Source organism: Anabaena sp. 90 (assembly GCF_000312705.1).
Classification (GTDB): Bacteria; Cyanobacteriota; Cyanobacteriia; order Cyanobacteriales; family Nostocaceae; genus Dolichospermum; species Dolichospermum lemmermannii.
The window spans coordinates 894,888-920,822 of the sequence record NC_019427.1; the positions used below are offsets into that span (position 1 = coordinate 894,888).

A 25,935-nucleotide genomic window follows, 5' to 3' on the forward strand; every position below is an offset into this window, starting at 1 on the left:
ATTAAGATATATAACCAACCCCATGACATTATTAATAGTTGGTGCAACTGGCACTTTGGGAAGACAAGTAGCTCGTCGCGCAATTGATGAAGGGTATAAAGTCCGCTGTCTGGTTCGGAGTCCTAAAAAAGCTGCTTTTCTCAAAGAATGGGGTGCAGAACTGGTACGGGGAAACTTGTGTAATCCACAAACCCTGACAGAAGCATTAACAGGTGTAACCGCAGTTATTGATGCTGCTACATCTCGTGCCACAGATTCACTAACTATTAAAGAAGTGGATTGGGATGGCAAAGTAGCATTAATTCAAGCCGCTAAAGCTGCTGGTGTAGAAAGATTTATCTTCTTTTCAATTTTAGATGCTGATAAATACCCCAATGTACCGCTGATGGAAATTAAGCGATGTACAGAAGCATATTTAGCAGAGTCAGGTTTAAACTACACAGTTTTACGTTTAGCTGGATTTATGCAAGGGTTAATTGGTCAGTACGGCATACCTATTTTAGAAAAACAACCAGTATGGGTAACAGGAACATCCTCACCTATTGGCTATATGGATACGCAGGATATTGCTAAATTCGCGGTGCGGGCTTTGACTGTGACAGAAACAGAAAAGCAAGCTTTCCCAGTCGTGGGAACTCGTGCTTGGAGTGCTGAGGAAATTATTAATCTTTGTGAACGCTTATCTGATAGAGACGCAAAAGTTACACGAATGCCTATCAGTTTATTACGGGCTGTCCAAAATTTACTGCGCTGCTTTCAATGGGGATGGAATGTTGCTGATAGATTAGCTTTTACAGAAGTTTTAGCTGGTGGTAAAGCTCTAAACTCAGAAAATATGGACGAAGTATATACTGTTTTTGGTTTAGACAAACAAGAAACTACCACCTTAGAAGCATATCTACAAGAATACTTCAGTCGGATTATGAATAAGCTGAAACAGTTAGATTACGAAAAAGCCAAAAGTAAAAAGCTTAAAAGTAAAAAGACTCCCTTTAAACAATCCTCCAAAGCCAATAGTCAATAAATGTCAGCCGAATGGTGACATTAGGCTAAAATGTGTAACTATTAGATACAGAAAAATCATCCCTTAAACTTGGATATTTGAGTGTGCCGAAAGCAGGCATTATCTACAACGATGTTAAGCCGATAGCGAGTAGTGTCGCTATCGAACTAAAAGACAAGCTCACCGCTGCTGGTTGGGATGTATACATCACAGCGAGTATCGGTGGGATATTGGGCTATTCTCAACCAGATAGTCCAGTCTTGCACACCCCCATTGAAGGTCTTACGCCCCCTGGCTTTGACTCAGACATGAAATTTGCAGTGGTGTTAGGGGGGGATGGAACTGTGTTAGCAGCATCGCGCCTAGTCGCCCCCTGTGGTATCCCCATGCTGACGGTAAATACTGGTCACATGGGATTTTTGACTGAAGCTTATCTTAACCAATTGCCCCAAGCCTTAGAACAGTGTATGGCGGGTGCATATCAGGTTGAAGATAGAGCTATGCTCACCGTTAAAGTTATGCGGGGAGATACGGTAAAATGGGAAGCCCTCTGTTTAAATGAAATGGTGCTACATCGAGAACCTTTAACTTGTATGTGCCATTTTGAAATCGCAGTGGGGCGACATTCACCTGTGGATATTGCGGCTGATGGAATTATTGTTTCTACCCCAACGGGTTCTACAGCTTATTCTTTAAGCGCAGGTGGTCCAGTAATTACTCCTGGTGTCCCTGTATTGCAGTTAGTCCCAATTTGTCCCCATTCTCTGGCTTCTAGGGCTTTGGTGTTTCCTGATAGTGAACCAGTTAATATCTATCCTGTTAATATTCCCCGGTTGGTAATGGTGGTGGATGGTAATGGTGGATGTTATGTTTTACCGGAAGATCGGGTATATTTAGAGCGATCGCCCTACAGAGCCCGGTTTATTCGTCTCCAGTCACCGGAATTTTTCCGTGTTCTGCGGGAAAAACTCGGTTGGGGTTTACCACATATTGCTAAACCCAATTCCGTAGAATTGCCTTAGAGGGTGTTTGAAAAGTTTCCGGCGATTATAAATCGCTACTACACAAACAAAGTCCACACTTCGACCCTTCGACAAGCTCAGGGCATCGCAGGCTCAGTGACCACCTGCATGGACTAATAAAAATAGAGGGTTTAGAACCCACGTAGGTGGGTTTCGTCTGTGTAGCCGCGACTTCTAGTCGCCAGATTTATTAATAAGTAATCAATACCTTGTCCATTTTTTGTAGGTCGGGTTAAGCGACAGCGCAACCCGAGGCTCATGTTGGGTTATGGCTGATGCCTCCGGCGAGCGCAGGGATACACCACACTTCGTGAACGTACCTCAACCCAACCTTGTATCTTAGAGGTATTTGTATTCAACAGCAAATTTGAAGGCATTGACATCATCAAAGACTTCCAGTGGACACAGAATGATAAAATCCAGGTTAGCAAAATTGGATTTGGTGCTACCTCCTTGAGTCAGTTCAACTATAACAACCTCAATGGTAATTTGTCCTTCCTGGGGACTACATTTGCCACAATTGAGAACAAGCCATCAGGCTTTGCGGTTTCCTTAGATGTTGTATTAGTCTAGATATCTTCTTCGGAGAAGATGGTAATCATATTCTCAATGGTGGCAATGGCAATGCTATTTTTATAATTGCACTTAGATCCCCCACTTCTTGAAGAAGTCGGGGGTCTTTGATTTAGATGGGTTTCTTCTAAATAGGGTTTGCTGAAAAAGTTATCTGTGAGGGCTAGAAGTTCAGGAGGATTTAGAAGAAGTTAGAAGAAGTTAGAAGTAATATCAAGTCTGGAAAACTGAACAATTTTTGATGCTATGATCATATTTTTCTTGCACCTCATTTACCTTTTATACAGATAAAAATCTTGATGCGTCTGGGTTGTAGGTTGATTCAGCAAACCCTAAATAGGACTTACGCTGCTAAAGAAAAGGGTGACTTGATTTACAGCTAAACATCTTGAACAAACTCCGTTAAGAACCTAAACGCCTTTAGAATATAATTAGCACAATCTTGAGGAGAACTATTATAAAATGATGGCCATGCAGTAGCTTTATCTTCATCATAATAATCGCGGCGATGGGGATGATTTTCTAACCACGCTAACCGCACTGCATGACCGATTAACACATCTAAAACCATATATTCTTCAATTTGCAACTTAGGGTTATTAGCCACGATTGTAGCCAATTCCATCAAAGCTTCTACATTGACTTGGCGATATTCTGGGGCTTCAATTTTATTCAGCAAATGTTCAACTAATAAAGCAAAATTTCTTTCTCCTGCGGTCATTTCTGAAAGCATGACTTCACTTTCTAAGCGATTCCGTCGTTCTAATTTATCACCAATGACTAAACCTTTGCAATGCTGCATTAATAGCCAAACTTGTTTAAAAAAGTCTTTGGGTACACGATTTAATGCACCTTCTCTTTGACGAAATCTGCGCCAACCATCAAGAGGAACTTCTGTTTCTTCACTAATTACAGGTAGCACAACCCAAGCAATATCACTTTCTTTTTGTTTGACGTGCAATGATTCCTGTTGACGTAATAAATTGCTTACGCCACTATATCCAGTTAACACTTGACGTAAACGCATTTTCACTTCAAAAGGTGAAAGCTGCATTAATTTTTCATAAGCTTCATCTTGGGTGAGGATGAATTCTCTGGCTATATCGCTAGTAATTAAAAGAATTAAATAACCAACTCTTAGTGTTAAAAATCCGCGAAATAATTCTGGTTCTGATTTGATTAAGACACCGAGATAAATTAATATTTCTTGCGTTAAAACCCGATCTCGAATATCCTCACGACAGAAGTTATTAATTTTCTCAGTAATCTCACTTCCAGAGATAGGAACAACTATCAAAGAAGCCTGACTATAAGCCCTCCCCACTGCAATTTGCTTACCTTGAACCAAAATACTCGTTATCGCATCTGATAAGCCAATATCGAGCATTTGGCGTAAACCCGCAGCCCGTCGCACCACCGCCCACAGCCCTAAATCTCCGGCTTTGGTATAGACTTCATCGAGTAAATCCGCTACAGTGACAGCATTAGTTGGCCCAGCATATCCTGTATCAAATTCTAAACCCTGTAACCGCGTTAAAGTTTGCAGTAATTCAATTTGCTCATAAATGTTTTCTGATGAGCGTAAATATTCTAATAATAAATCTAAGTTAGTTTCACATTCCATTTGGAATTCTTGGGTATGTCCCAAAGACCAACTTTTTTCTAAATGAGAAGTCAGGTAATAACAACGGATTCCCCGATTTGCAACTGAGGATTGCGATAATTCTGTATCTGATAAAAAATCAATTCTTTGAATTGCGGCTGTCAGCATTAATTGATTCAATTTTCCTAATTTTACCTGGACTCCATGACAAATACCATCCTTGAGTTCCTGCATTAATTCTAATAATGCTTCTGACCCAGTTTCTAGCATTGTCCGAGTAATCATTAAGGTTAAAGTCGGACGACCTAAATCACTCCAGTATTTTTGGATATAAGCCAATTCACCTCTAATTTCATCTACTAAAAAGTGATAATCAAGAGTTAAATAAAATTGCTGTGAATCTAGGAATGATGGTAAAAAGACAACTGTTTGATCTCTAATCCGAAAGAATCTTGATATCGTCAAACTTCTCAGTCGTCGCAAGGGACGGCCTGTTAAACCCAGTTGATCATTTCTGCCAATTTGTGTATAAATTCGGGAAAGTTCTTCAGATTTCCTAATTTGAATTGGTGCAATTTGGCTAGGTGTTTGGGTTTCAATTCCATATACTTCTAATTGTGTTTGTAGGGCTTCATCTTCTGCTATTAAAGCAATTTGAACTAAGGAATTGCGGTTTTTACCGACATTCAAATGTCTACCTAAAGGATCAATATCTCCTAGTGATATTAAACCTTCACTTAACATTTCTCCCAGATAATATAAGCTTTGCGCCCAAACTAAAGGAATATTTTCATTGGGTAATCTTAACTGAGACTGAGGATCTAATTTCTCAGCTTCTATATTTTCTTCAGGAACATAATAAATTTCTGGTAATAGCTGTAACCCATTTTGTTCTACCAACAATAATTGTAGAAGTTGCTGATATTTCTCAACTTGTGCTTGTTCACCGCGAAATAAACCATCAAGAACTAAATAAGTAAAAAACAATGGCCATTCACATTCAATATGTTCAAATTGTTTAAGTTCACCAGGTTCATAGTGGAGGCGTTCGGTGTCTTCTAAAACTGTTTGATGTCCATCTCTTAAAAAGCGCTTACAACCATATTTTCCTGCGAGTTTACTAATAATTTCTTTAAAGGTGCGTTCTCGCAATGCTTCATCTTTCACCGCAAAAGCGGGATAACTAATAATACTTAATAACGCCGCATCAACTTCTTTAGAACCTGATTCTCTGGGTAATAATGATTCTAAAGTAATTCTGGCTCTAGCGATTTCATCTGGTAAAACATGAATTACTGATGCTTGACTACCATGAACACCAAATAAGTTTAATCCATTTATAGATTCTAAAGCTGCTTTAGCCATTCCCAAGGAACTAGCATTTAATTCTGCACTACCATGATTAATTTTATTTCCCCGTTCCCAAATGCCAAAATCTGGTGTGCGGTAAGCTCGACCAATATAATAAACTAGGTTTTGGACAAAGTTAACTTCATCCAATGTAAAAATAATTGATAATCCGCTGGCGGTCATTTGTGCCAACATTAATAAAAAGATAGATGTCGCGTCAAGTTGTAAATGTCCCCATTCATCATCACCGACAACAATATCACCCGTGGCTGTATTGTATTTGGCGTGAAGTCCATCTAATAAAGATTGTGTATGTTTAAATTTTTCAACTTTATGAGATTGTCGCATCATGGCAAACAATAGACCACGCATTAGTTTAACAACACTATGTTCAAGTTCATAAGTGCGACCATGATCATGATCTAATTTGCGATAGGCTAGGGCTAAACCCCAAACTGCTAAAATACTATACACATTATCTCGCACCCAGGCATCTGTATAATCGCCATGAGCAGTAATAGCGGTACTCGCTGGTAATAAACCAGTAATCGGGTTTTGACGCGCTAAAATAATTGTCTTAATTTGCTTGTAGTAAAAATCTAAGCGTGTTAATGGTGTGGTTGATGTGTTCATTATGGTGATGAGAAAATTTAACTTTGTTGCTGTGAGGTTGATAAATAAAAAAGTTGTATAATTCCCTCTTTTGCTGTATATAACAATCATCCAGAGGAGAATTTTTTTGAGTAGGTAGGATAGATTACAATTATAATATGCGACGTGACTCTATTTCCTATTATTTATTTCAAACATATCCAACCATACTGTTTGAGTTATTGCCAAATCCTCCCGCAAATGCGGCTAATTATCGCTTCGATTCGGTAGCGGTAAAAGAACCAAAGTTTGAAATTGACGGGGTGTTTTTACCACCAGAAACCGAAACTCCTGGTGTTGTTTATTTTTGTGAGGTGCAATTTCAAAAAGATGAACGACTGTATGAGCGGTTATTTGGGGAATTATTTCTCTATTTTTACAGAAATAGGGAGCGTTTTCAAGATTGGCAAGCGGTGTTAATTACTCTAAAACAAAACAAAGCCCCAGCAGCAGCGCGATATTTAATCAATCGTTGTCAGCAGGAGTTACCAGAACCAACAGCTAGACGTGGCATAATGGAAATAATTACCACGATTATTTCTTATCGGTTTACTCGTTTAAGTCGTGTGGAGATAGAAGCAATGTTAGGCATAAGTTTTCAGCAAACTCGCTTGTATGAAGAACTCAGAGAAGAAGCTACCGAATTAGGTATGCAGCAGGGTATGCAGCAGGGTATGCAGCAAGGTATGCAGCAAGGTAAACAACAAGGTAAACAGGAGGGAGAAATAAATCTGATCCTACGGTTGTTATCTAAAAGATTTGGGGAAGTTCCTAGTCAGCTAAAAATGCAGATTGAGAAGTTATCTCTGGAACAATTGGAAGCTTTAACTGAGGTGTTTTTAGATTTTGCAAGTTTAGATAATTTGGTTGTTTGGTTGCCACATTTAGAAATTTCCCAGAAGTAAAAGCCAGAGATTACTAGCGGAATCTGTAACAGTTGAATAATTTGTAATTTGTAGGGGTTTAGCAATGCTAAACCCTTACGTTTTGGTGATTGCAAAATTTTTCTTACCCATAGATTCTTAATTTGGATTCCCAATTTAACACCAGCATATTTATTGACAAATTTATCAAATCATGTATAATTAACGATATTTATTCCAAAGTATATTTTTTGCCGACAGGGGACTTATGAAACTTAAACCAATTTCCCAAATACTTTTACAGAAATGGTGCATCTAAATCAAGACCTGTATATTTGAGTGAAAGTAAATCTTTATTCTATGAAGATGGTGATTTGTATATTGACCTGAATGGAATCTTAACAGAAGAATAAAATAGTAGTTCATGAATAATTATTTGAAAATTCTCAATGATTTGTAAATGTCTACTAACTGGAGTTCATTCTGCACTCTTATTATTAACCTGTTTGGGAGGAATAGCTATTTCCCTCCCAGCAGAGTCTCCTGTTTTTTCAACATCATCTGTGAATGATCTAGCAATTAAAAATAATCAAAAAATAGCAAAATCAATTACTGTAAAAATTCTTTCTCAAGAGTTTTTAGGAACAGGAATTATTATCAATAAACAAGTTAATAAACAAAATCAAATTTATACTATTATCACCAATAATCATGTATTAATGGCTGTTGATAAACCAGGTTATCAAATTCAAACACCAGATGGTAAAATTTATCCTGCTAAAATTCCTCAAGCTGTGAAATTTGGTAAGAATGATTTAGGGATATTACAATTCACATCAAATCAAAATTATCAAGTTACGAAAATAGGAAACCCATTAACATTAACGGTGGGAGAACAATTATTTGCTAATGGTTTTAGTAATGAAGATACAATAAATGAAACATCTCCAGAAAAAATGCCAGAAAAGAGAATATTTACTCAAGGGTATCTTACTTTAATCTTAGATAAACCCTTAGAAGGAGGCTATCAAATCGGTTATACTAATGATATTTATAAAGGTATGAGTGGGGGACCATTATTAAATATGCAAGGGGAATTAGTGGGGATTAATGGTGTACATAAAAATCCCCTTTGGGAAGTGACAGAATTATATGCTGATGGTTCAGAACCTTGTCAACCTATACAGGATATTATACCTCGCAATAGTTGGGCTATACCTATTACAACAGTTGAGAAGATAGCACCTCAATTAGTGAAAATTCCAGCTTCTAATTCTGGAAAGAAACCATTAGCAGCAGGGGAACTAAATAATAGTACAATATTGCAAATGCGAGAAAAAGCAGAAAGTGTGAAAAAATGTATTTTACCAAAAAAATATCAGCAGAAAATGAAAAAATGAACTTTCTTAATTGTAGGTTGGCTGACAGACCCGCCTGGAACTCAAGTTCCAGGCTAATAGCTAAAGTTTACTAAAGTAAACTAAATAATTTAAAAAATTTTCTAGTTATTTTAGTCATTTTCAGATGACTTTTGCTATGAGACTGGGAATAAATTCCCAGTTGGGCTATGGATTTTACGTTAAGTTGACAGTTGTATAGAGAAACCAAACCCAACGCACTAAATTTACTAATAACAGGAATTAAAAAATGAGGTTGATTAATGTACTAGCTGCGACGTTAATAGGTGTAACTGTAATACTAGTACAACCACAAAATACAGCAGCTTTAGACGGTGGAGAAATTAATAATATTGCTAAACAAATAACCGTTAAAATTGAGGGTAAAAATAAAGGAACTGGAGTAATTGTTAAAAAAGAAGGTAATACATATACAGTATTAACAAATCATCATGTTGTGCGAGAACAGGGTAAATATATTTTAATTACACCTAATGGAAAAACTTATAATTTTAATTCTAGTAATATTAGACAATTACCTAATTTGGATTTAGCAGTTGTTCAATTTACAAGCAATGATAATTACACTGTTGCTACATTAGGTGATTCCAATGAATTAAAACAGTCTACAGAGATTTATAATTTTGGTTGGGCTGTTAATGATACTATTTGTTTCAAGGGGTGTGATCGTTTTTATAATGGTATAATTAACGGTATAGCTCCTAATCCTGATGAGGGTTATGCGTTAATTATAAGCAATAATACTTTGCCAGGAATGAGTGGCGGTCCTATACTTAATTCACAGGGAACATTAGTTGGAATTAATGGACTTTCTGTTAAAAACGTTCTCAGTGGTGCTGTAGAGTTTAAAGGTATTCCTATTAATAAATATAAGCCATATCAGAATTTAGTTATAGTATCTCAACCAACTCCTACATTTAAGCCACAGCCCCCTAAATCTCAACCAAGAACCAGCCCAACAGCAACACCTCAACCTACTTCTAATAAGAATAATTCACCGACTGATTTTTATTTAGCTAATACTTTCAAAGGTCATTCTTCCTATGTTTATTCTGTAGCCATAAGTGCAGACGGAAGGACTTTAGCTAGTGGTAGTTACGACAAAAATATCAAAATCTGGAATCTAGCCACAGGTAAACTAATTCGCACTTTATCTGGTCATTCTCACGCGGTTTTGTCTGTAGCCATAAGTCCAGACGGGAGGACTTTAGCTAGTGGTGGTGGGGACAAAACTATCAAAATCTGGCGGGTATCTGGGCGTTAATTTGTCTGATAACGTAGCGTGGCGCAAGCCATATCAGGATGTCCAGGATTTAAGGATGTACAGGATAATGAAATAAAAGCAATTTTGGGATAATGTCATTTTCACCCATAATCAACTTACTATTAACATCCTGTAAATCCTTAAATCCTGGACATCCTGATTCAGACAAATTAATTACTCTCTTGAATATGAAAAGAATCAATCATTTTTTCCACTACAGGCCAGAATTTATCATTTTCACCCACAGGTGCTTGATAAGTAATATAATAAGCCTTTTTAAAAGCCATAGTTCCCCGTTCTAATATTTTAAATGTACATCCATTTTCTTGACGAGTCCATCTAATTTGATAAGCATCAGTTTTATCTAAAATAACTTTTTCATCTGCTCTTTCTAAACTATTCAAATCATCTTTCTGGATATTGGTTAAAATTTCTTTTTTACGTTCTTCTAGAAGTAAAGCTTTACCTAAATCATCAACACTAACCAGAATTTCTACAGGACAATTATCTGTTTGTAATTTATCCTTGCGAATGAATTTAATTTTTTCACTGCCTCCTGGCGTTTCTTCTCTAGCTATCCATTGATCTGAATATTTGATAGTAAAATTCTTATCTGGTTCTTGAGGATTGTAAGTTTTAGTTAATTCTTCTTTTGATATGTCAGGTTGTATTTCAGATATTTTAGTTTCTTGAGAGTCAGGTTTTTTCTGAGCAGTTTTTAATGAAGATACACCTTGAAAACCCAGAAATGCAAAAGCCAATGCAGTAGCTATACTAGCAATAATGACAACTTTACCTGATAGCAGACTTCGCTCTATAACTTTATTATTTTCATCTGGTTTAGGAGTAATATCTATTGTATACACCGATGGAATTGTTAATATTGTATTTTTGAAGTTATTTAATCTTTTTTCACCTTCTTGAGGAATCAATTCCAAGAAAAGTTTTCTAAAGAGTTGAATATTGGTTTCTGGATTGCTAATTACTAGATTAGAAATACTACCACTGGAACTATTAGGAATTTTCTCAGTAGAGTTTATCAGTTCTATAGATTTTAATGCTTTTAACGCATCTGCGGCTGTGTTATAGCGAGTTTTTTGATAATCATTATGTACCATTTTATCAATGATACCAATTAGTTTCTGGGTAAATTGTTCGTTTAATTGAGATTCTGATAGTAAATGTCGCCATGTAATTTGACCATTATCTTCAAACTTAATGCTATTATCATCATATCGCCTTGGATCTGGACGAACACCTGTTAAAGCTTGAATACCAATCATACCTACATAAAAGACATCAGTGTTATAAGTAGAGATACCATCTATACGTTCGTGTGGCATATATTCATAAGTACCAATAACTCGACTTAGGGGATGATTTTCGATATCAGTCATCTCTTTAACTGTACCAAAATCAATTAAAACGAGTTTTTGATCACTATTTCTTCTGATTAAATTTGCTGGTGTGACATCACGGTGAACTAAATTTTTCTCCTCCTGGAGAAATTCCAAAATTTCTAAAATGTCATAGAGTATTTGCCAAACTTTACTACTGTCGAGTTTCTTGGTCGGTGGGAGTTCTTTAGTCAGTTGTTCACCCTCTATATATTCTTCGACTAAATAAAAATCTTGTTTGACTATTAATAATAATCTGTAATTAATGACAAAATAATCTTTTAATTCGGGAATTTGGGAATGATCTAGTTTATTGAGATGTTCTGCTTCGCGTCTAAATAATCTTTTTCTTTCTTCAAAATCCTCTCTATTTGAGTTTTGCTTAGGCTTGAGGAGTTTGACAACACATTTCTGGTTTTGATTAGAAATATCTTCGGCTAAATATATCTCACCAAAGCCACCTTCGTTTAATTTGTCGAGGATTTTATAGTCCCCATTTTGACCTTTAAGAATTTCACCTATTAAGTTTTTATTAGTAAAGGTTGATATCATCATATAATTCCCAGTTGAAAATGTAATATCTACTGATTATGGTTATTTATTACTTTACCTGTCAGTATGTATTTAGACAAGCTTTATTATTGACTATATGATTAAATTTACTTATGGGTTGCCATTAGCCTTGCTGGTGGGTATCTGAGCGTTAATTTGTCAGAATCAGGATATCCAGGATTAAAGGATTTACAGGATGTTATTGTTGATGGGAAATAGCAATTTTTCAATAATAGAAAAAAACATCCCCTAAACATTCACAAACAATTCACAAATCACAATCCTGTACATCCTCAAATCCTGGATATCCTGATTCTGACCAAAAAAATACCTAAAAACCCATACACCAAAAGACTTTTAACTCCGTTCCCATTCCCTGCGCTCGCTTTTCTCCTGTTTGTTCTTGAGTGAAGGCGAACTTTATCCTAAAATGGCCAGTAGGCATTTGGTGAAGTGGTTGATTTTAATTGCCTCTTCCTCCTAAAAACGAATCAAAAGCAGTTAAAAGTAAGATAAGTCACCTGTGAGTAGCTCCTAAACAAAAGCTAACAGCTTGATATTGGATGCTCAAAAAGGTAGGTTAGATGTTTTGAGTATCTTAGAGAGTATGATGAAAACTATGAAAGCTGAACATATTGATTTTCCAGTGCTACACTCGGAATTATTCTTACGTCATCGTCTACAGGTAGTAGAGGAATTGTGGGAGTCGGTGCTGCGTCAAGAATGCGGTCAAGAAATGGTGGATCTTTTGCGTCAACTGCGGGATTTATGTTCCCCAGAAGGACAAGCCACAAATGACCTAGCTGCCTCTGCTGTAGAATTGATTGAACAATTGAATATCAATGAAGCAATTCGTGCGGCGCGTGCCTTTGCGTTGTACTTTCAGTTGATTAATATTATTGAGCAGGAATACGAGCAAAAGCAGCAATTAAATCGCTATACTGGGGAAACTGACGAGGACGTTTTCCCCAGTATAATTTATTCCACTAATCAACGAGATGAAGAATTACCTGTTACGAAAGAAATAGGTAGCGACTTAATGACAGCAGAAACTCCCCAAAAAGGAACTTTTGCGGCTTTATTTCCCCTGTTATTTAAGTTGAATGTCCCACCCCAACAAATTCAACGCCTGATTTCCCAACTGGATATCCGCTTAGTTTTCACTGCACACCCGACGGAAATTGTCCGTCATACTATCCGGGATAAACAGCGTCAGGTGGTTCATCTTTTGCAAAAACTAGATGAAGCCCAAAATCGTGCTAGTAGCTATCCTTGGGAAACCTTGGAGGTGAAGGAAAGATTACTGGAAGAAATTCGCCTCTGGTGGCGCACTGACGAATTACATCAGTTTAAACCAACGGTTTTGGATGAAGTAGATTATGCTCTTCACTACTTTCAGGAAGTGTTGTTTGATGGTATTACGCAACTATACAAACGCTTCAAATATTCTTTGGGGGAAACTTTTCCCTGGTTACAACCACCGACGACAAATTTTTGCTCTTTTGGTTCTTGGGTAGGTTCAGACCGAGATGGTAATCCTTCGGTGACACCGGAGGTAACGTGGAAAACCGCTTGTTATCAACGAAAAATGGTCTTAGAGCGGTATATTAAGTCAGTTAAAGAGTTAGTGTCTTTATTGAGTGTATCTATGCACTGGAGTGATGTACTACCAGATTTGCTAGAGTCTTTGGAGTTGGATCAATCACAGTTAAGTGGGGTGTATGATGATTTAGCATTGCGTTTCCGCCAAGAACCTTATCGTCTGAAGTTATCTTACATTCTCAAGCGGTTAGAAAATACCCGCGATCGCAATTTGGCTTTATATAATCGGGAAACGCCAAACAATGAAGATGCACCTATGTACAGAACGGGTGCGGAATTTTTAACAGAATTGTTGTTAATTCAACGCAATTTAACGGAAACAGGTTTAAGTTGTCGAGAATTGGAAAATCTGATTTGTCAAGTGGAAATATTTGACTTTAATCTGACCCAATTAGATATTCGTCAAGAATCATCTCGTCATGCTGATGCTATCAATGAGATTCTCGAATATTTGCAACTTTTACCCCAGTCCTACAACGAATTATCAGAAGCACAAAGAATCGCTTGGTTAACTTCAGAATTGCAAACTCGGCGGCCCTTGATTCCCGCTGAATTACCATTTTCAGAAAAAACCAATGATGTAATTGAAACTTTCCGAATTTTGCGATCGCTACAACAAGAATTTGGCATTAAAATCTGTCAAACTTATATTATTAGTATGTGCCGCGAAGTTAGCGACGTACTAGAAGTTTTACTCTTAGCCAAAGAATCCAGTTTATTTGATCCTGTAGTTGCAGTGGGGACAATTCGCATCGTTCCTCTGTTTGAAACAGTAGAAGATTTACAACGTTCTAGAGGCGTAATGCGGGAACTGTTTGAATTGCCTTTATATCGGGCAATGCTGGCTGGTGGCTACGCCGCAATTAACACTTCGACTTCGCTCAGTGCAAAAGCTTCGACTTCGCTCAGTGCAGAAGCACCCCCATCTATTTCTGCTCTAAATCCTAACTTACAAGAAGTAATGTTGGGCTATTCCGATAGTAATAAAGATTCTGGTTTTTTAAGCAGTAACTGGGAAATTCATAAAGCTCAAAAATCACTTCAGAAAATCGCCGAAAGTTACGGTGTAAATCTGCGGATTTTCCACGGACGAGGCGGTTCTGTGGGACGTGGTGGCGGTCCTGCTCATGAAGCGATTTTAGCCCAACCAGGTCATAGTATTAGTGGCCGGATTAAAATTACCGAACAAGGGGAAGTCTTAGCTTCTAAATATTCCTTGTTAGATTTGGCTTTGTATCACCTAGAAACTATCACCACAGCCGTAATTCAAGCCAGTTTACTAGGAACAGGGTTTGATGACATCGAACCTTGGAATGAGATCATGGAAGAGTTATCTCATGCGTCGCGTCAACACTATCGTAACCTAATTTATGAACAACCTGATTTCATTGACTTCTTCCACCAAGTCACCCCCATTGAAGAAATCAGCCAATTGCAAATTAGTTCTCGTCCAGCCCGTCGTCCATCTGGTAAAAAAGATTTAAGTAGTCTGCGAGCGATTCCTTGGGTATTTAGTTGGACACAAACCCGGTTTTTATTACCTTCTTGGTATGGAATTGGCACAGCCTTACAAGAATTTTTAGACGCAGAACCAGAACAACATTTGAAATTACTTCGCTATTTCTACCTTAAATGGCCATTCTTTAAAATGGTGATTTCTAAAGCCGAAATGACCTTAGCAAAAGTAGACATGGAAATGGCACGTCACTATGTTGATGAATTGTCTAACCCTGAAGACAAACCTCGATTTGAGACAGTTTTTGCCCAAATTTCTAGCGAATTCTTTCTGACCAGAGATTTAGTTTTAAAAATCACCGGACACCAAAAACTATTAGATGGTGATCCAGTATTGCAACGTTCTGTACAATTAAGAAATGGAACAATTGTGCCTTTAGGATTTATCCAAGTTTCCCTATTAAAACGCCTTCGTCAATCAAAAAATGCCCCCACAACCGGAGTAATTCACTCTCGTTACAGCAAAGGAGAATTACTCCGAGGAGCATTATTAACCATCAACGGAATTGCTGCCGGCATGAGAAATACGGGTTGATAAAAAGCAAAAGGCAAAAGGCGTAATTTCTTCCTTTGCGCCTTTGCTCCTTTGCGCCTTTGCGCGAAACAAAAATATGATTAAAAAACGCATTCTTATTTGTACCTTTTTGGCACTTTCTTCCGGTTTTTTTACTGCTTTAATAGCTGGACAAATCACCGTCATGCAACATAGCCAAAAGTGTCAAAACCAGGCTTGGGGATTTAAACAAATGTGTAGTGCTTTAGTGACTCCGGGTGCAAGTTGGCAAGGTAGCACTGCGGGACTGTGGACAGGGACAATTTTAGGGGCATTTGTGGGTGGGTTGATTACTCGTAAATCTAGTGATTGGTAATTGGAGATATGGTTTTTTCTACACTTCTGGTTCTACTCCTAAAGCGCGTAATTGGGCAATTAGGCGATCGCTTTTTTCTTTTTCACTTTCAGCCCGTTGGCGTTCATTTTCGGCTGTTTCATGACCATCAAGTAACAAATTACCATCTAAATCCCACCAACGTAGCCAAGGTAACTCCATATTTTGATATGTCCCTTGCCAAATACCTAATTCTACTCCCATAGGTGTAATCGGATAATGACCTCGTTGATTTGGTGGCAATAAATGATATTGTCCTTCCATGAGATGATATACTTCCACGCTGGCTTTACTAACTTCGTAAATGCCATAAAAAGCAGGTTTGATCACTTGTTCATAAATCCAAAGTTTCCCCTGCCAAGGTGTTTTATCTCTTTCTTCTATGCCATTTCCTGATACAAATTCTAAAGCAATTAATGGGGCAATAAATTCTTGCCAAAGCACATAAGAACGTCGGACTTTACCATCTAATAATGGTGGCACATGAGGAATATAAAACCAATCGGGAGCTTCTGCACCTCGTTCTGGTGGTTCAGTTATCCGCCAATAAATACCGCTATCTTGACCTATAGCATATTGTCCATCAGCATGGAGTTTTTGTAATACTGGAATGATAGATTGAGTTAGTAGAATACTTTGAGGATGTTCCTGAAAATTCTTCACAAATAGTCCGTTAGATTCTGGTAGTTGAGTATGATCTGGAAGGCTGGTTTGTGTATAGGGAGGATCTGCGGTAAAGGTCATGATGTCCTCGTGTTTTATAAGGTTTATTGTAGGATGACAATGAACAAATTATAACAATAATTTAGAGGGTGTTTGAATTTACCTGAATTTACCTGAATTATCAGCGATAAAAGTCCTGAATTTACCTGAATTTTTGAATTACCAAAGTAGGTATCATCCAAGGGTGTGGGAAAAACCACTTCCAGGAAAGAACTTCAGAAACAGATAACATTTTGGGTAATTTATGAGAAAGTTAACTTCCTTTTTGGCTGCTATCCTTAGCTTTGTTGTGTGTCTAGGTGGAGTAAGTCCTGCTTTAGCTCAACAAGCTCCTCAGCCCGCATCTCGTGGGATAACCACCCTTTACGTCACTCCAGAACAACAGGTCGAAGGGGTGAAGGTATATGGGAATATATTGAAATATGATGTAGCTATTCCCAATCCAGACCTAAGTGCTGATCTTCCTGACAATGTAAAAGATTTTCCAGCGGCTTATCAACCAATGCTCGAACAGGGTCGGCAGAACAACGGAATTAATGGCTCATTTACTGAAGGTTGGTTTGATTTCCAAGCTGCAAGTGCTGTAACTCCTGGAACTAACACACTTTTCACTATTGACGCTCCCTTGAACGGCAGAATATACACTGTAGTAGCTGGAAAACCTTCAAGTCAATGCCCTCTGAAGATTGAAGAAACTGCAATTGCTTTTTTTGATAATGTAGGAGCAGCAGAATCAAAGGCTAATGAATTAGATGCAAACGGATACTTGGTCTATGTTTCTCCTTCAGATAATTTGACCATCAAGGCATTTTCACAACTTTTCTATGACCAAGATACTGGCAAGAAAAAAACCAACTCAGCTTGTTTCTTAGTTTCAGGCGCTACTGAAAAAGTTACAACTGATTTCCAACAAATCTTCCCTTTACTTCCACGTCAATTACAACAGCCAGCACGTGAAGCACCATTTCAATACTTTCCTAGAACTGGCAATTTCATCTATCTTGTCAATGCAAGAAAGACTCTCACTCCTGGTTAGTGTGAAGTAAAACAATTTATTATCTAGCAAATTTTAATTAAGGAGGGGTTCAGTCCCCTTCTTATAACCATCTTTGTGACTGCTATGGCTGCAAAATAGCACATTTTAAGTTAAGACGGATTTAATTTCTTACAAAAAATAAACGGTACAAGTTTAACTATGAAATTCCAACCTGTTTCCCATAGCTGGGTAGCTCTACACCCAAAACCTCAAGGAGTAATTCAATTTATCGGTGGAGCTTTATTTGGTACATTTTTTCCAATGTTCTTCTACCGTTCTCTACTTCAGCGTTTATTTAATGATGGTTATACAATTGTAATTTTACCATTCAATTTTACGTTTGACCATTATGCTGAGGCTGGCTTTTTAATCAGAGAACAGTATGAAATTATGCCGGAACTTGTCAGAAGAGCAATATTTGCTGGCTATGAATATGAACCCTATTTGAGTGACCAAAACTTTTCCTGGCTAGGTCATAGTATTGGTTGTAAATATATTGCGCTTTTGGAAGCATTTAGTGCCTTACCTGTTGTTGGTGAACCTAGTGATCCTCAATATCCTCATAATGTTGAAAAATTGAGGAAATTTATTGATTCAACAGTTAGATCAGCGAATACAAAAGGTTCTCAAGAAAATATTAATGGTAAGGTCGAAAGTATATTTACAGACCTCTTAATTCTGATTAATGATTTAGAAATAAAGCGTAAAGAGGCTGAACGATTAATTAAATATTACATTAAGCGAGAAGCCAATTTCGACCAATTGCAAGATAACATTAAAATCACTAGCATCTTTATTAAGAATCAACCCTCTTTACTATTAGCTCCTGTAAATACAGGTCTTGAGAGTGCTATCCCCCAACCTTTAGCAGGTATAGTTATTGGCTTAGGTGTGAATGTCAAACCAACCCCAGATGAAACCTATGCCTTAATTAAAGAAGGTGATTTATTTAATCTCATGGGGTTAACTGCGTTCAAAAAGGATAAACTTGCTGCAACAACTTGTGAATGGTTTGAAGATAAGTTTAAAAAACCACCTGAAGGTTTTAGAGAAGATTTAAAAGGTGGACATTTAAGACCATTGGGTATGCAATTGGGCAATTTTGTGATCAATTTTCCAATTCCCACTATTGGGTCTATGAAAAAACGAAATATAGAGTTTGAATCTCCTGTAAGTCAATTATTCCAACGTTTAGAAGATAAGCAAGCTAATCATCAAAAATAGCAAATAAGAGTTTATTTGCCTAACTCCTCATTACATCCCCAAAATAATTCCGATATAGTTGACAACGCGGCTCGACTTCATTACCCGTAAGCTTTACCAAACCCATATTTTTCAAATGATAAGCTGATATTATTTCCAATCGCACTGGTTGAGGAGAATTAATCACTGTTTGAAATGCTGTGATCAGTTTTGGTTGCTGTTGCAACTTCAACCAGTGTTCGCGTAAATAATGACGATAAATACCTGCATTCGTAGAGGCTTCTGATAACAACTTGTGTAGGGTGATATCTGGATAATTTTTGAGGTGAGAAAATGCCAATTTTAACAAATGAGGATGACCACCTACTAATTGTATTAAGGGGTCTACTAAAAATGAATCTTGTACTAATCCATATTGTTGGGCAAATATCTGAACCTCCTCTTTAGTTAATTCTGGTAATTCTATGATTAATCCTATACTTAAAGGCAATTGATTAGTATTTGCGTGCATATAAATGTCCGTAGAATAGGCGATCGCTAACCGGAGTTTTTTCCAGTGGGAACGGTTTCTAGCTTTCTCATACCAAGAACGCAACAATCCAAAAAATTCTTCATAAAGTTCAGGATAGGAAAAAAGCACATCTACATCATCTATATATAAAACTAAAGGACTATCATTTGCTGCTAATAAATATGTTTCTAAATAAGTTGTACAACTTATTTTAGCACCCATCCCTTCTTCATCCCAATAGTCATCTAAGCGATTGGGTAGGTTGAGTTCTCGACTGAGATTCAGACAAAACCAGCGTAGAAATTTATTCAAGTTTCCAAAGTGAGTTTTCTTATCTGCCATATCTAAACTTAAACTAACTATGCGATAGTCTTCCTTGGATAACTTCAGTAATACCCGCTCCATTAAGGAAGTTTTGCCCATTAATCTAGGTGCTTTTAACCAAATTAAAGAACCAGGTTGCAAGAGATTTTCATAGCAAATAAATTCGAGAAAATAGCGATCTATATATAATTTTGTATTTAGTAAGCTGTGTTTAGCTTGGCTGAGTAAGTAATATTCATCTGTAAATTGCTTGTGCCAAAATTGCTTTTCCCAATATCGTTTTAGGGCTTCTTTAAAATTACTTTTTTTAACTTTCTCTCCTATAGCTTCTGTCAATAATTTCCAAAGTTTGGGTGCAATATCTTGACTAAGATAACTGGTTGTGTAATTGTGTTTGCTCGCTATTTGACTATATTCTTGTCGTTCCCAAGCCCCCTTAATGACAATTATTTCTACATCAGTTAATGATCTATAAAATTTTGTCAAAACAGCTTGGTTAGCAATTTCAGTTGCCTGATATAATTTTAAATCCATGTTAAGTAAGTTGGCGTTAAAAATTGTCTTTATGACAAGGGAATAGGGAATAGGTTTTGATAATTTTTACTTTTTGTTACATATTTTGTTTTTTTGTGCTTTTCTACTTATTTTATTAATTAGCACCCCTTTGAAAAGCTTGGTTGTGGATTAAGTAGGTAAACAAAATAAAAATGAGGGGTATTGCGTTTTGTAAAATGGCTGAAACTCAATCAGAATATTGCATTGAGACAACTTTACATACCGTTACATACCTTTAAATTTTCCTGTTTACCTACTTACTTCAATTTTAATAGTATCATATAGTGCGATCGCCTGATCCTGTAGGGTTCGTTACATTTCATTAACGCACGACTCTTATGATTAAATTCGGTGCGTTACGCTGTCGCTAACGCACCCTACGTTTTTGTCGTGGTTGATAGCCTTTCCCTTGTTTCCTCACCAATCAATCAACTTAATTTGGTATAAACTGGGTTTTGTTACTATAATTTATGTTTCTAAATCTTTAATTGCCTTTTGAACCTTTCATCTGAGATATTATGCTATTAACAGTGGTTAAATAAGTTTAATTTATGTATGCCAGCTAAAGATTTATTTCATAATACAGTTAAAACAGCCCTGACAAAAGATGGATGGACAATTACTGACGAGCATCTATTTATTCAAGTTGAGGATATTGATTTTTACATAGACTTAACAGCAGAGAGAATTTTAGCTGCTGAAAAAACTGGTAAAAAAATAGCAGTAGAGATAAAATCTTTTTTAGGAGCCTCAGACGTAACTGAATTTCACTTAGCACTTGGTCAATGTCTTAACTACCGTTCAGCGCTGAGGTTAACCCAACCTGATCGGATTTTGTATTTAGCCGTTCCGGTAGATGTTTATGATGAGTTTTTTAGTCGGAAGTTTATTCAAAGAATAATTGGCGAATATGACCTAAAATTACTAATTTTTAACCCAGATCAAGAGGAGATTGTGATATGGAGAGACTAAATTACAAAGAAATAGTCCAAACAATTCTGGAAGGTCACGCAAGAAATCGCCCAAATAATCAAACAGAAGTAAAATTGATATTTGATCCGGAGCGCGATCATTATCAAGTTATTAATATTGGTTGGCAAGAACTAACGCGAATATTTGGTTGTATTATTTACGTAGAAATTAAAGATGGCAAAATTTGGATTGAACGCGATGGCACAGAAATCGGAGTAGCTAATGAATTAGTAGAAGCTGGAGTTCCTAAACAAGATATAGTTTTGGGTTTTAAAGCTCCATACAAACGGAAATTTACCGAGTTTGCTGCTAGTTGAAAATGTGATTGAAGTCAAAAAACGTTCCCATTACAAACCAATCACTTTCCCTATCTTCGAGGCTATTCTTACCTACCTCCAATTCCTCCTGATAGCGAAGCGTGGCGTTAGCCATACTCCTACCTCTCACGAAAAGACTTTTTCAGCAAACCCTATTTATGATTACGGGCTTATGTTTTTTACTCATATTACACCATAATTGGGCAAAGGGCAAATATCCCCGCTTTTACCTGTAATACCCGCAATAATATTTAAAACCAATTTTTATTCAGCAGTTTGTTACTGACAATGACCACAAACATTAACAAACCAAACTGAATTGGCCAAGGTGCTAATACTAAACTTACAATAAAAATGACGGCTGTGAACACACCTGCAATATTGGTGATTTCATCATCATTTCTTTGGAAGAGATAGCCAGTCATTACACCTGTAACTAATGTTATTAAGAAAAATAAAGGCATTTTCACTAATCTCCAAACTACGAGCTACTGTTTAATACCAGTAGATTTTAACCTTCTTCAAGAACGTTATTAACATTATACTTAAGTAAGACAAAATGGCAACAAATTTATTCTCAAGTGATGAAATTAGCTATTTTAAAATGATGCCATTATTTGCTAAATTAAGTTAACACTATCTATTCGTGCTGGAATCAATTTAACACTTTCAATTTAAATATCCAATGTTGAACATTTCCCAACTCCTCGCAACTGAACTAAAACTTAAACCCCACCAAGTACAAAATGCGCTAGAACTCTTAGCAGAAGGGGCGACAATTCCCTTTATTGCGCGTTACCGTAAAGAACGCACTGATGAAATGGATGAAGTGCAATTACGGGATTTACAAGATAGGCATAATTACTTAACGGAGTTAGAAGAAAGAAAGAAAGTAATTGTGAATGCGATCGCTCAACAAGATAAACTTACTCCAGAACTACAAGCAAAAATAGCATCCTGTCTCCAAAAAACCGAACTGGAAGATTTATATTTACCCTATCGTCCTAAACGTCGGACACGCGCTACCATTGCCAGAGAAAAAGGGCTAGAAGCACTGGCTACATTTATTAAATCCCTAAATGTTAAAAATGGTATTTCCGCATCTTTAGAGGCAGAATCAGCAAAGTATATTTCGGAAACCTTGGGAGTAAAAAGCGCAGATGAAGCTTTAAAAGGTGCGTCTGATATTTTAGCTGAAGAAGTAGCAGAAAAAGCAGAATTACGCGCTCATGTACGCGATTATCTGTTAGAGAATGGGGTGTTTATTTCTCGGATTAAAGACGAACATCCTCAAGGGACAACTAAATTTGAAATGTACCGAAATTATCAGATTAGAGTCAAAAATATTGCCCCTCATAATCTGTTGGCTTTATGTCGAGGAGAAGATGAAAAAATTCTCAGTTTTGAAGTTGCGTTTGATGAAGATTTTGTGCTGAGTTATTTAGAATCTCAAGAAATAAAAACTCAAGTTCGCAATATTCGAGATTTTTATCAAGTCATGTTAAAAGATAGTTTTAACCGCTTGATGAAAACTTCCTTAATTAGCGAAGTAACAAACGAGAAAAAAACCTTTGCTGACATAGAATCAATCAAAACTTTTGAAACCAATTTACGAGAATTGCTATTATCCGCACCAGCAGGAATGAAACCGACAATGGCTATAGATCCAGGTTTTAGAACCGGGTGTAAAGTCGCTATATTAGATGAAACTGGGCAATTTTTAGAATATCAAGCTGTCTTTCCCCACCAAGCAGCAGAACAACGCCAAAAAGCCGCCCAAACTATTAAAAAATTACTTGAAAAATACCAAGTTCAATTAATCGCTATTGGTAACGGTACAGCGTCACGAGAAACAGAAGAATTTGTGGCCGAAATATTACCAAATATAGCCCATAAACCAGTTAAAGTTATGGTAAATGAATCTGGTGCATCTATATATTCTGCCAGCGACGTAGCTAGAGAAGAATTTCCCGATTTAGATATTACCGTGCGGGGTGCAATTAGTATTGGGAGAAGATTACAAGATCCTTTAGCCGAATTAGTCAAAATAGATCCTAAATCAATTGGTGTCGGACAATATCAACATGACGTTGATCAAAAATTACTGAAAAAGAAATTAGATGAAACCGTCGAAAGTTGCGTTAACTATGTGGGTGTAGACTTAAATACTGCTTCCAAAGAACTGCTGACATTTGTTTCGGGAATTACCCCCACCATAGCTAATAATATTATTGCCTATCGTAACCAAAATGGCGCATTTAAAAATCGTCGTCAACTTTTGAAAGTAGCGAAATTAGGACCTAAAGCCTTTGAACAAGCAGCAGGGTTTTTAAGAATTCGTGGTGGTGAAAACCCCTTAGATAATACCGCAGTTCATCCAGAAAGTTACTCTTTGGTACAATCTATCGCGGCTGATTTAGGAGTATCCTTAAATCAAGTGACACAAGTTGCAGAAAACCTCAAAAAAGCCAACATCAAAAAATACGTTACCGAAACCATTGGAGAACCAACCCTGCGCGACATTCTCAGCGAATTAGAAAAACCAGGCAGAGATCCTCGTGCGGAATTCAAATATGCTACCTTTAAAGAAGGAATCAAAGAAATTAAAGATCTAACCGTCGGAATGCAACTAGAAGGAATCATTACCAACGTTGCTAACTTCGGTGCTTTCGTTGATATTGGAGTTCATCAAGATGGTTTAGTGCATATTTCCCAACTTGCTGATAGATTTGTAGATGATCCGAAAAAAATTGTGAAAGTTGGACAAGTCGTTAAAGTGCAAGTTTTAGAAATCAACGAAAAACTCAAACGCATAAGCTTATCAATGAAAGGAATCAAACAATAATTACCTCTCCCTGACTTGTTATACTCAAAACGGCTAGAAGCTGGACTTTTTTATCATACAAAGAACAAGGTTTAAAGCCTCTCCCCGCACCTCTCCCTATAGGAGAGGGAAAAGGAATAACATTTAATACTGGAGAGGTTTACCAGAGGGGTTTCATATTTGGTTAAACTATGAACCGTTTGCAGTATAGTTAGGTAAATTGTCAGAAGTGGCTAACACCTCCCGTAAGAGGGTGTTTGAAAAGTTATGGTTGATGTATCAAATATTTTTTACCCCTCCCTAACCCTCCCCTTGTAAAGGGCAGGGAACTGGATTTTTATTGTTTCCCCCCTTTCCCCTTGTAAAGGGGGTAGCAATATGATGAAAATTACGGAATACCACTTTTAAAACATCCTCTAAGGGATACAGGATATGCAGGATTAAAGGATGAAAATCAGAGATTTGATCACAAATCACCAAATGTTTACCTGTCCTTTGTATTCTGTTGTTGAATAATCTCGCTAATTTCTGCCAAACTTAAGTTTAAAACTTGTGCGATTTGTTCTCCAGTTAAACCCAATCCTATCAATCCAGGAACTGCGTCTAATTTGGCTTTGCGTTCACCTACTTCTATTCCTTCTTCCTTTCCCTCTTCTTTTGCTTCTTGATAAAATCGGGTTTGTTTTAACTCACTTAATCCAAACATAGCTTCTATTTCCTCCCTATTCATTCTTGGAAACTTGTAAATTAAAATTGTCTCGATGATTTGTAATACTTGTTGCTTGGAAAGTCATTGCATGGGGAACAGAATTTTGTGATTGTAAAGGTAAACTTAGACCTTCTCGCATTTTCTTTCCCATTTGGTTTGCTGCGTCGCGATTGAAGGCTAAAAGTAACATTTCTCCTGGTGCAATACCACAATGTTTCTGTAAAAATATTGCTCGGTTGACTAATGTTGATGTTTTACCACTTCCTGCTCTAGCTATTACTTGTACATGATTTGCAAGAGTACCAATTGCTTCTGCTTGTTGAGGATCAGGAGAGAATTTTAAATCTGGTTTTGTTTTTATCCAATTTTGTATGTACTTCGATTTTTCGGATCGGTACTCTTCCGATGATACGTATTCAGTACAATGAAGTTGATAAAAGTTGTCGGCATTAAGAAAGTTATTTTCAAATTCGTCTTTTATGTTTTGTAGTAGAGATAATTTTTTACCTATCTTGGTTTCTTCCCACCTTACTCCAGGTGTAAGTTTTAGAACTTCATCCCATATTATAGAAGGTACAATCTGATTGAATTTTCGAATAAATTGTTTTTTGCTATATTTAAAAATAAAGCCAGAACCATAATCTACTCTTAGTAAGAATTTAGACGTTCTCAAATATTTTATTTCAATAACTTTTCCTTGTTGGTAAAATGTTACACCTTGTATATCTTTTCTGGAATGTTCATATTCAAGTTTGTTGTCAAAGCGACTAACTTCTCTTCCAACCAGAAGATTCCAGAGGTCATCATGATCACCAATAACCTCTGCAAACTTTTGAACAGTATCAATCTGTGAACTGCTATCCATAAGCGACCCTAAATCAAAATAAGCTCTATTGCTAAAAAATAGCGTTGAATATTACCTGTGACATTTAAAATTAGATTTTTCAGTTAATTAATTTTGTTGTTTCTTGGAAAGATTATATAAAAGTATTATCTCATCAACTATTTCTTCAAGTGTATCCTGATCGGTCGCTGGATCTAACTTGTTTAAAAGTTGTGCA

The 25,935-nt window shown here is 36.8% G+C and carries 18 protein-coding genes and 1 pseudogene; 12 read left to right on the forward strand and 7 right to left on the reverse strand.

All coding sequences use genetic code 11. The features are described from left to right. Positions 1–22 precede the first annotated feature (22 nt). Both ANA_RS04055 and ANA_RS04060 read left to right on the forward strand, forming a co-directional pair. On the forward strand, positions 23–1,024 hold the full coding sequence (locus ANA_RS04055) for an SDR family oxidoreductase (RefSeq protein WP_015078783.1): 1,002 nt from the start codon (positions 23–25) through the stop codon (positions 1,022–1,024). An 83-nt stretch (positions 1,025–1,107) separates the two neighbouring features. After that, positions 1,108–2,025, forward strand: coding sequence for an NAD(+) kinase (locus ANA_RS04060; RefSeq protein WP_015078784.1), 918 nt, complete (start codon positions 1,108–1,110; stop codon positions 2,023–2,025). A gap of 952 nt (positions 2,026–2,977) precedes the next feature. On the opposite strand, the gene ANA_RS04065 is transcribed toward ANA_RS04060, so the two are convergent. Further along, positions 2,978–6,184 carry a glycoside hydrolase family 15 protein gene (locus ANA_RS04065; RefSeq protein ID WP_015078786.1) on the reverse strand — a complete coding sequence of 1,069 codons (3,207 nt, stop codon included), beginning with the start codon at positions 6,182–6,184 and terminating at the stop codon, positions 2,978–2,980. Positions 6,185–6,321: 137 nt separating this feature from the next. On the opposite strand from ANA_RS04065, the gene ANA_RS04070 reads away from it, so the two are divergent. The 3 genes from ANA_RS04070 (at position 6,322) to ANA_RS27340 (ending at position 9,747) form a co-directional block, all read left to right on the forward strand. Further along, on the forward strand, positions 6,322–7,107 hold the full coding sequence (locus tag ANA_RS04070) for a DUF2887 domain-containing protein (protein WP_015078787.1): 786 nt from the start codon (positions 6,322–6,324) through the stop codon (positions 7,105–7,107). A 407-nt stretch (positions 7,108–7,514) separates the two neighbouring features. Then, positions 7,515–8,465 (forward strand): S1 family peptidase, encoded by a 951-nt coding sequence (locus ANA_RS04075; RefSeq protein WP_015078788.1) that lies wholly within the window; start codon positions 7,515–7,517, stop codon positions 8,463–8,465. Between the two features lie 247 nt (positions 8,466–8,712). Further along, entirely contained in the window at positions 8,713–9,747 is a 1,035-nt protein-coding gene (locus ANA_RS27340; protein WP_015078789.1) for a trypsin-like peptidase domain-containing protein, read from the forward strand. A 170-nt stretch (positions 9,748–9,917) separates the two neighbouring features. Here ANA_RS27340 and ANA_RS23420 read toward each other — a convergent pair whose 3' ends face one another. Then, positions 9,918–11,699: a serine/threonine-protein kinase gene (locus ANA_RS23420; RefSeq protein ID WP_015078790.1), complete on the reverse strand. Its 1,782-nt coding sequence runs from the start codon at positions 11,697–11,699 to the stop codon at positions 9,918–9,920. A 607-nt stretch (positions 11,700–12,306) separates the two neighbouring features. Here ANA_RS23420 and ppc point away from each other — a divergent pair. Continuing rightward, positions 12,307–15,348: a phosphoenolpyruvate carboxylase gene (gene ppc / locus ANA_RS04090; protein ID WP_015078791.1), complete on the forward strand. Its 3,042-nt coding sequence runs from the start codon at positions 12,307–12,309 to the stop codon at positions 15,346–15,348. A gap of 76 nt (positions 15,349–15,424) precedes the next feature. Further along, the gene (locus ANA_RS04095; RefSeq protein ID WP_015078792.1) at positions 15,425–15,682 is read left to right on the forward strand and encodes a hypothetical protein; all 258 of its coding nucleotides are present in this window, start codon (positions 15,425–15,427) and stop codon (positions 15,680–15,682) included. 18 nt (positions 15,683–15,700) lie between these two features. On the opposite strand, the gene ANA_RS04100 is transcribed toward ANA_RS04095, so the two are convergent. After that, complete coding sequence (locus ANA_RS04100) at positions 15,701–16,444, reverse strand: Uma2 family endonuclease (protein ID WP_015078793.1); 744 nt, start codon at positions 16,442–16,444, stop codon at positions 15,701–15,703. A 223-nt stretch (positions 16,445–16,667) separates the two neighbouring features. Between ANA_RS04100 and ANA_RS04105 the strand changes: the two genes are divergently transcribed. Both ANA_RS04105 and ANA_RS04110 read left to right on the forward strand, forming a co-directional pair. Continuing rightward, on the forward strand, positions 16,668–17,459 hold the full coding sequence (locus ANA_RS04105) for a hypothetical protein (protein ID WP_015078794.1): 792 nt from the start codon (positions 16,668–16,670) through the stop codon (positions 17,457–17,459). Positions 17,460–17,618: 159 nt separating this feature from the next. After that, entirely contained in the window at positions 17,619–18,683 is a 1,065-nt protein-coding gene (locus ANA_RS04110; RefSeq protein WP_015078795.1) for a DUF1350 family protein, read from the forward strand. A gap of 19 nt (positions 18,684–18,702) precedes the next feature. Here the strand turns inward: ANA_RS04110 and ANA_RS04115 are convergent, their stop codons facing one another. After that, complete coding sequence (locus ANA_RS04115; RefSeq protein ID WP_015078796.1) at positions 18,703–20,031, reverse strand: AAA-like domain-containing protein; 1,329 nt, start codon at positions 20,029–20,031, stop codon at positions 18,703–18,705. A gap of 576 nt (positions 20,032–20,607) precedes the next feature. Between ANA_RS04115 and ANA_RS04120 the strand changes: the two genes are divergently transcribed. Both ANA_RS04120 and ANA_RS04125 read left to right on the forward strand, forming a co-directional pair. Beyond that, complete coding sequence (locus ANA_RS04120) at positions 20,608–21,024, forward strand: XisH family protein (RefSeq protein WP_015078797.1); 417 nt, start codon at positions 20,608–20,610, stop codon at positions 21,022–21,024. Next, on the forward strand, positions 21,012–21,341 hold the full coding sequence (locus ANA_RS04125) for a XisI protein (RefSeq protein WP_015078798.1): 330 nt from the start codon (positions 21,012–21,014) through the stop codon (positions 21,339–21,341). Before ANA_RS04120 ends, ANA_RS04125 begins: the two co-directional genes overlap by 13 nt. A 251-nt stretch (positions 21,342–21,592) precedes the next feature. On the opposite strand, the gene ANA_RS04130 is transcribed toward ANA_RS04125, so the two are convergent. Next, positions 21,593–21,805: a hypothetical protein gene (locus ANA_RS04130; protein WP_015078799.1), complete on the reverse strand. Its 213-nt coding sequence runs from the start codon at positions 21,803–21,805 to the stop codon at positions 21,593–21,595. Between the two features lie 221 nt (positions 21,806–22,026). Between ANA_RS04130 and ANA_RS04135 the strand changes: the two genes are divergently transcribed. Further along, positions 22,027–24,186: a Tex family protein gene (locus ANA_RS04135; protein WP_015078800.1), complete on the forward strand. Its 2,160-nt coding sequence runs from the start codon at positions 22,027–22,029 to the stop codon at positions 24,184–24,186. 463 nt (positions 24,187–24,649) lie between these two features. Here the strand turns inward: ANA_RS04135 and ANA_RS04140 are convergent. Beyond that, positions 24,650–24,949, reverse strand: a pseudogene (locus ANA_RS04140) (Rpn family recombination-promoting nuclease/putative transposase); the annotation flags it as partial. Beyond that, positions 24,888–25,739 carry a UvrD-helicase domain-containing protein gene (locus ANA_RS04145; protein ID WP_015078803.1) on the reverse strand — a complete coding sequence of 284 codons (852 nt, stop codon included), beginning with the start codon at positions 25,737–25,739 and terminating at the stop codon, positions 24,888–24,890. The pseudogene ANA_RS04140 and the gene ANA_RS04145, both read right to left, overlap by 62 nt. Positions 25,740–25,935: the final 196 nt, after the last annotated feature.

Bases quoted from the DNA above. Each gene is read 5' to 3' on its own strand.
- ANA_RS04125 (WP_015078798.1), top strand. From the start codon at position 21,012: ATGGAGAGACTAAATTACAAAGAAATAGTCCAAACAATTCTGGAAGGT.
- ANA_RS04065 (WP_015078786.1), bottom strand. From the start codon at position 6,184: ATGAACACATCAACCACACCATTAACACGCTTAGATTTTTACTACAAG.
- ANA_RS04075 (WP_015078788.1), top strand. From the start codon at position 7,515: ATGATTTGTAAATGTCTACTAACTGGAGTTCATTCTGCACTCTTATTA.
- ANA_RS04055 (WP_015078783.1), top strand. From the start codon at position 23: ATGACATTATTAATAGTTGGTGCAACTGGCACTTTGGGAAGACAAGTA.
- ANA_RS23420 (WP_015078790.1), bottom strand. From the start codon at position 11,699: ATGATGATATCAACCTTTACTAATAAAAACTTAATAGGTGAAATTCTT.
- ANA_RS04100 (WP_015078793.1), bottom strand. From the start codon at position 16,444: ATGACCTTTACCGCAGATCCTCCCTATACACAAACCAGCCTTCCAGAT.
- ANA_RS04120 (WP_015078797.1), top strand. From the start codon at position 20,608: ATGCCAGCTAAAGATTTATTTCATAATACAGTTAAAACAGCCCTGACA.
- ANA_RS04070 (WP_015078787.1), top strand. From the start codon at position 6,322: ATGCGACGTGACTCTATTTCCTATTATTTATTTCAAACATATCCAACC.
- ANA_RS27340 (WP_015078789.1), top strand. From the start codon at position 8,713: ATGAGGTTGATTAATGTACTAGCTGCGACGTTAATAGGTGTAACTGTA.
- ANA_RS04145 (WP_015078803.1), bottom strand. From the start codon at position 25,739: ATGGATAGCAGTTCACAGATTGATACTGTTCAAAAGTTTGCAGAGGTT.
- ANA_RS04110 (WP_015078795.1), top strand. From the start codon at position 17,619: ATGAAATTCCAACCTGTTTCCCATAGCTGGGTAGCTCTACACCCAAAA.
- ANA_RS04130 (WP_015078799.1), bottom strand. From the start codon at position 21,805: ATGCCTTTATTTTTCTTAATAACATTAGTTACAGGTGTAATGACTGGC.
- ppc (WP_015078791.1), top strand. From the start codon at position 12,307: ATGAAAACTATGAAAGCTGAACATATTGATTTTCCAGTGCTACACTCG.
- ANA_RS04115 (WP_015078796.1), bottom strand. From the start codon at position 20,031: ATGGATTTAAAATTATATCAGGCAACTGAAATTGCTAACCAAGCTGTT.
- ANA_RS04105 (WP_015078794.1), top strand. From the start codon at position 16,668: ATGAGAAAGTTAACTTCCTTTTTGGCTGCTATCCTTAGCTTTGTTGTG.
- ANA_RS04135 (WP_015078800.1), top strand. From the start codon at position 22,027: ATGTTGAACATTTCCCAACTCCTCGCAACTGAACTAAAACTTAAACCC.
- ANA_RS04095 (WP_015078792.1), top strand. From the start codon at position 15,425: ATGATTAAAAAACGCATTCTTATTTGTACCTTTTTGGCACTTTCTTCC.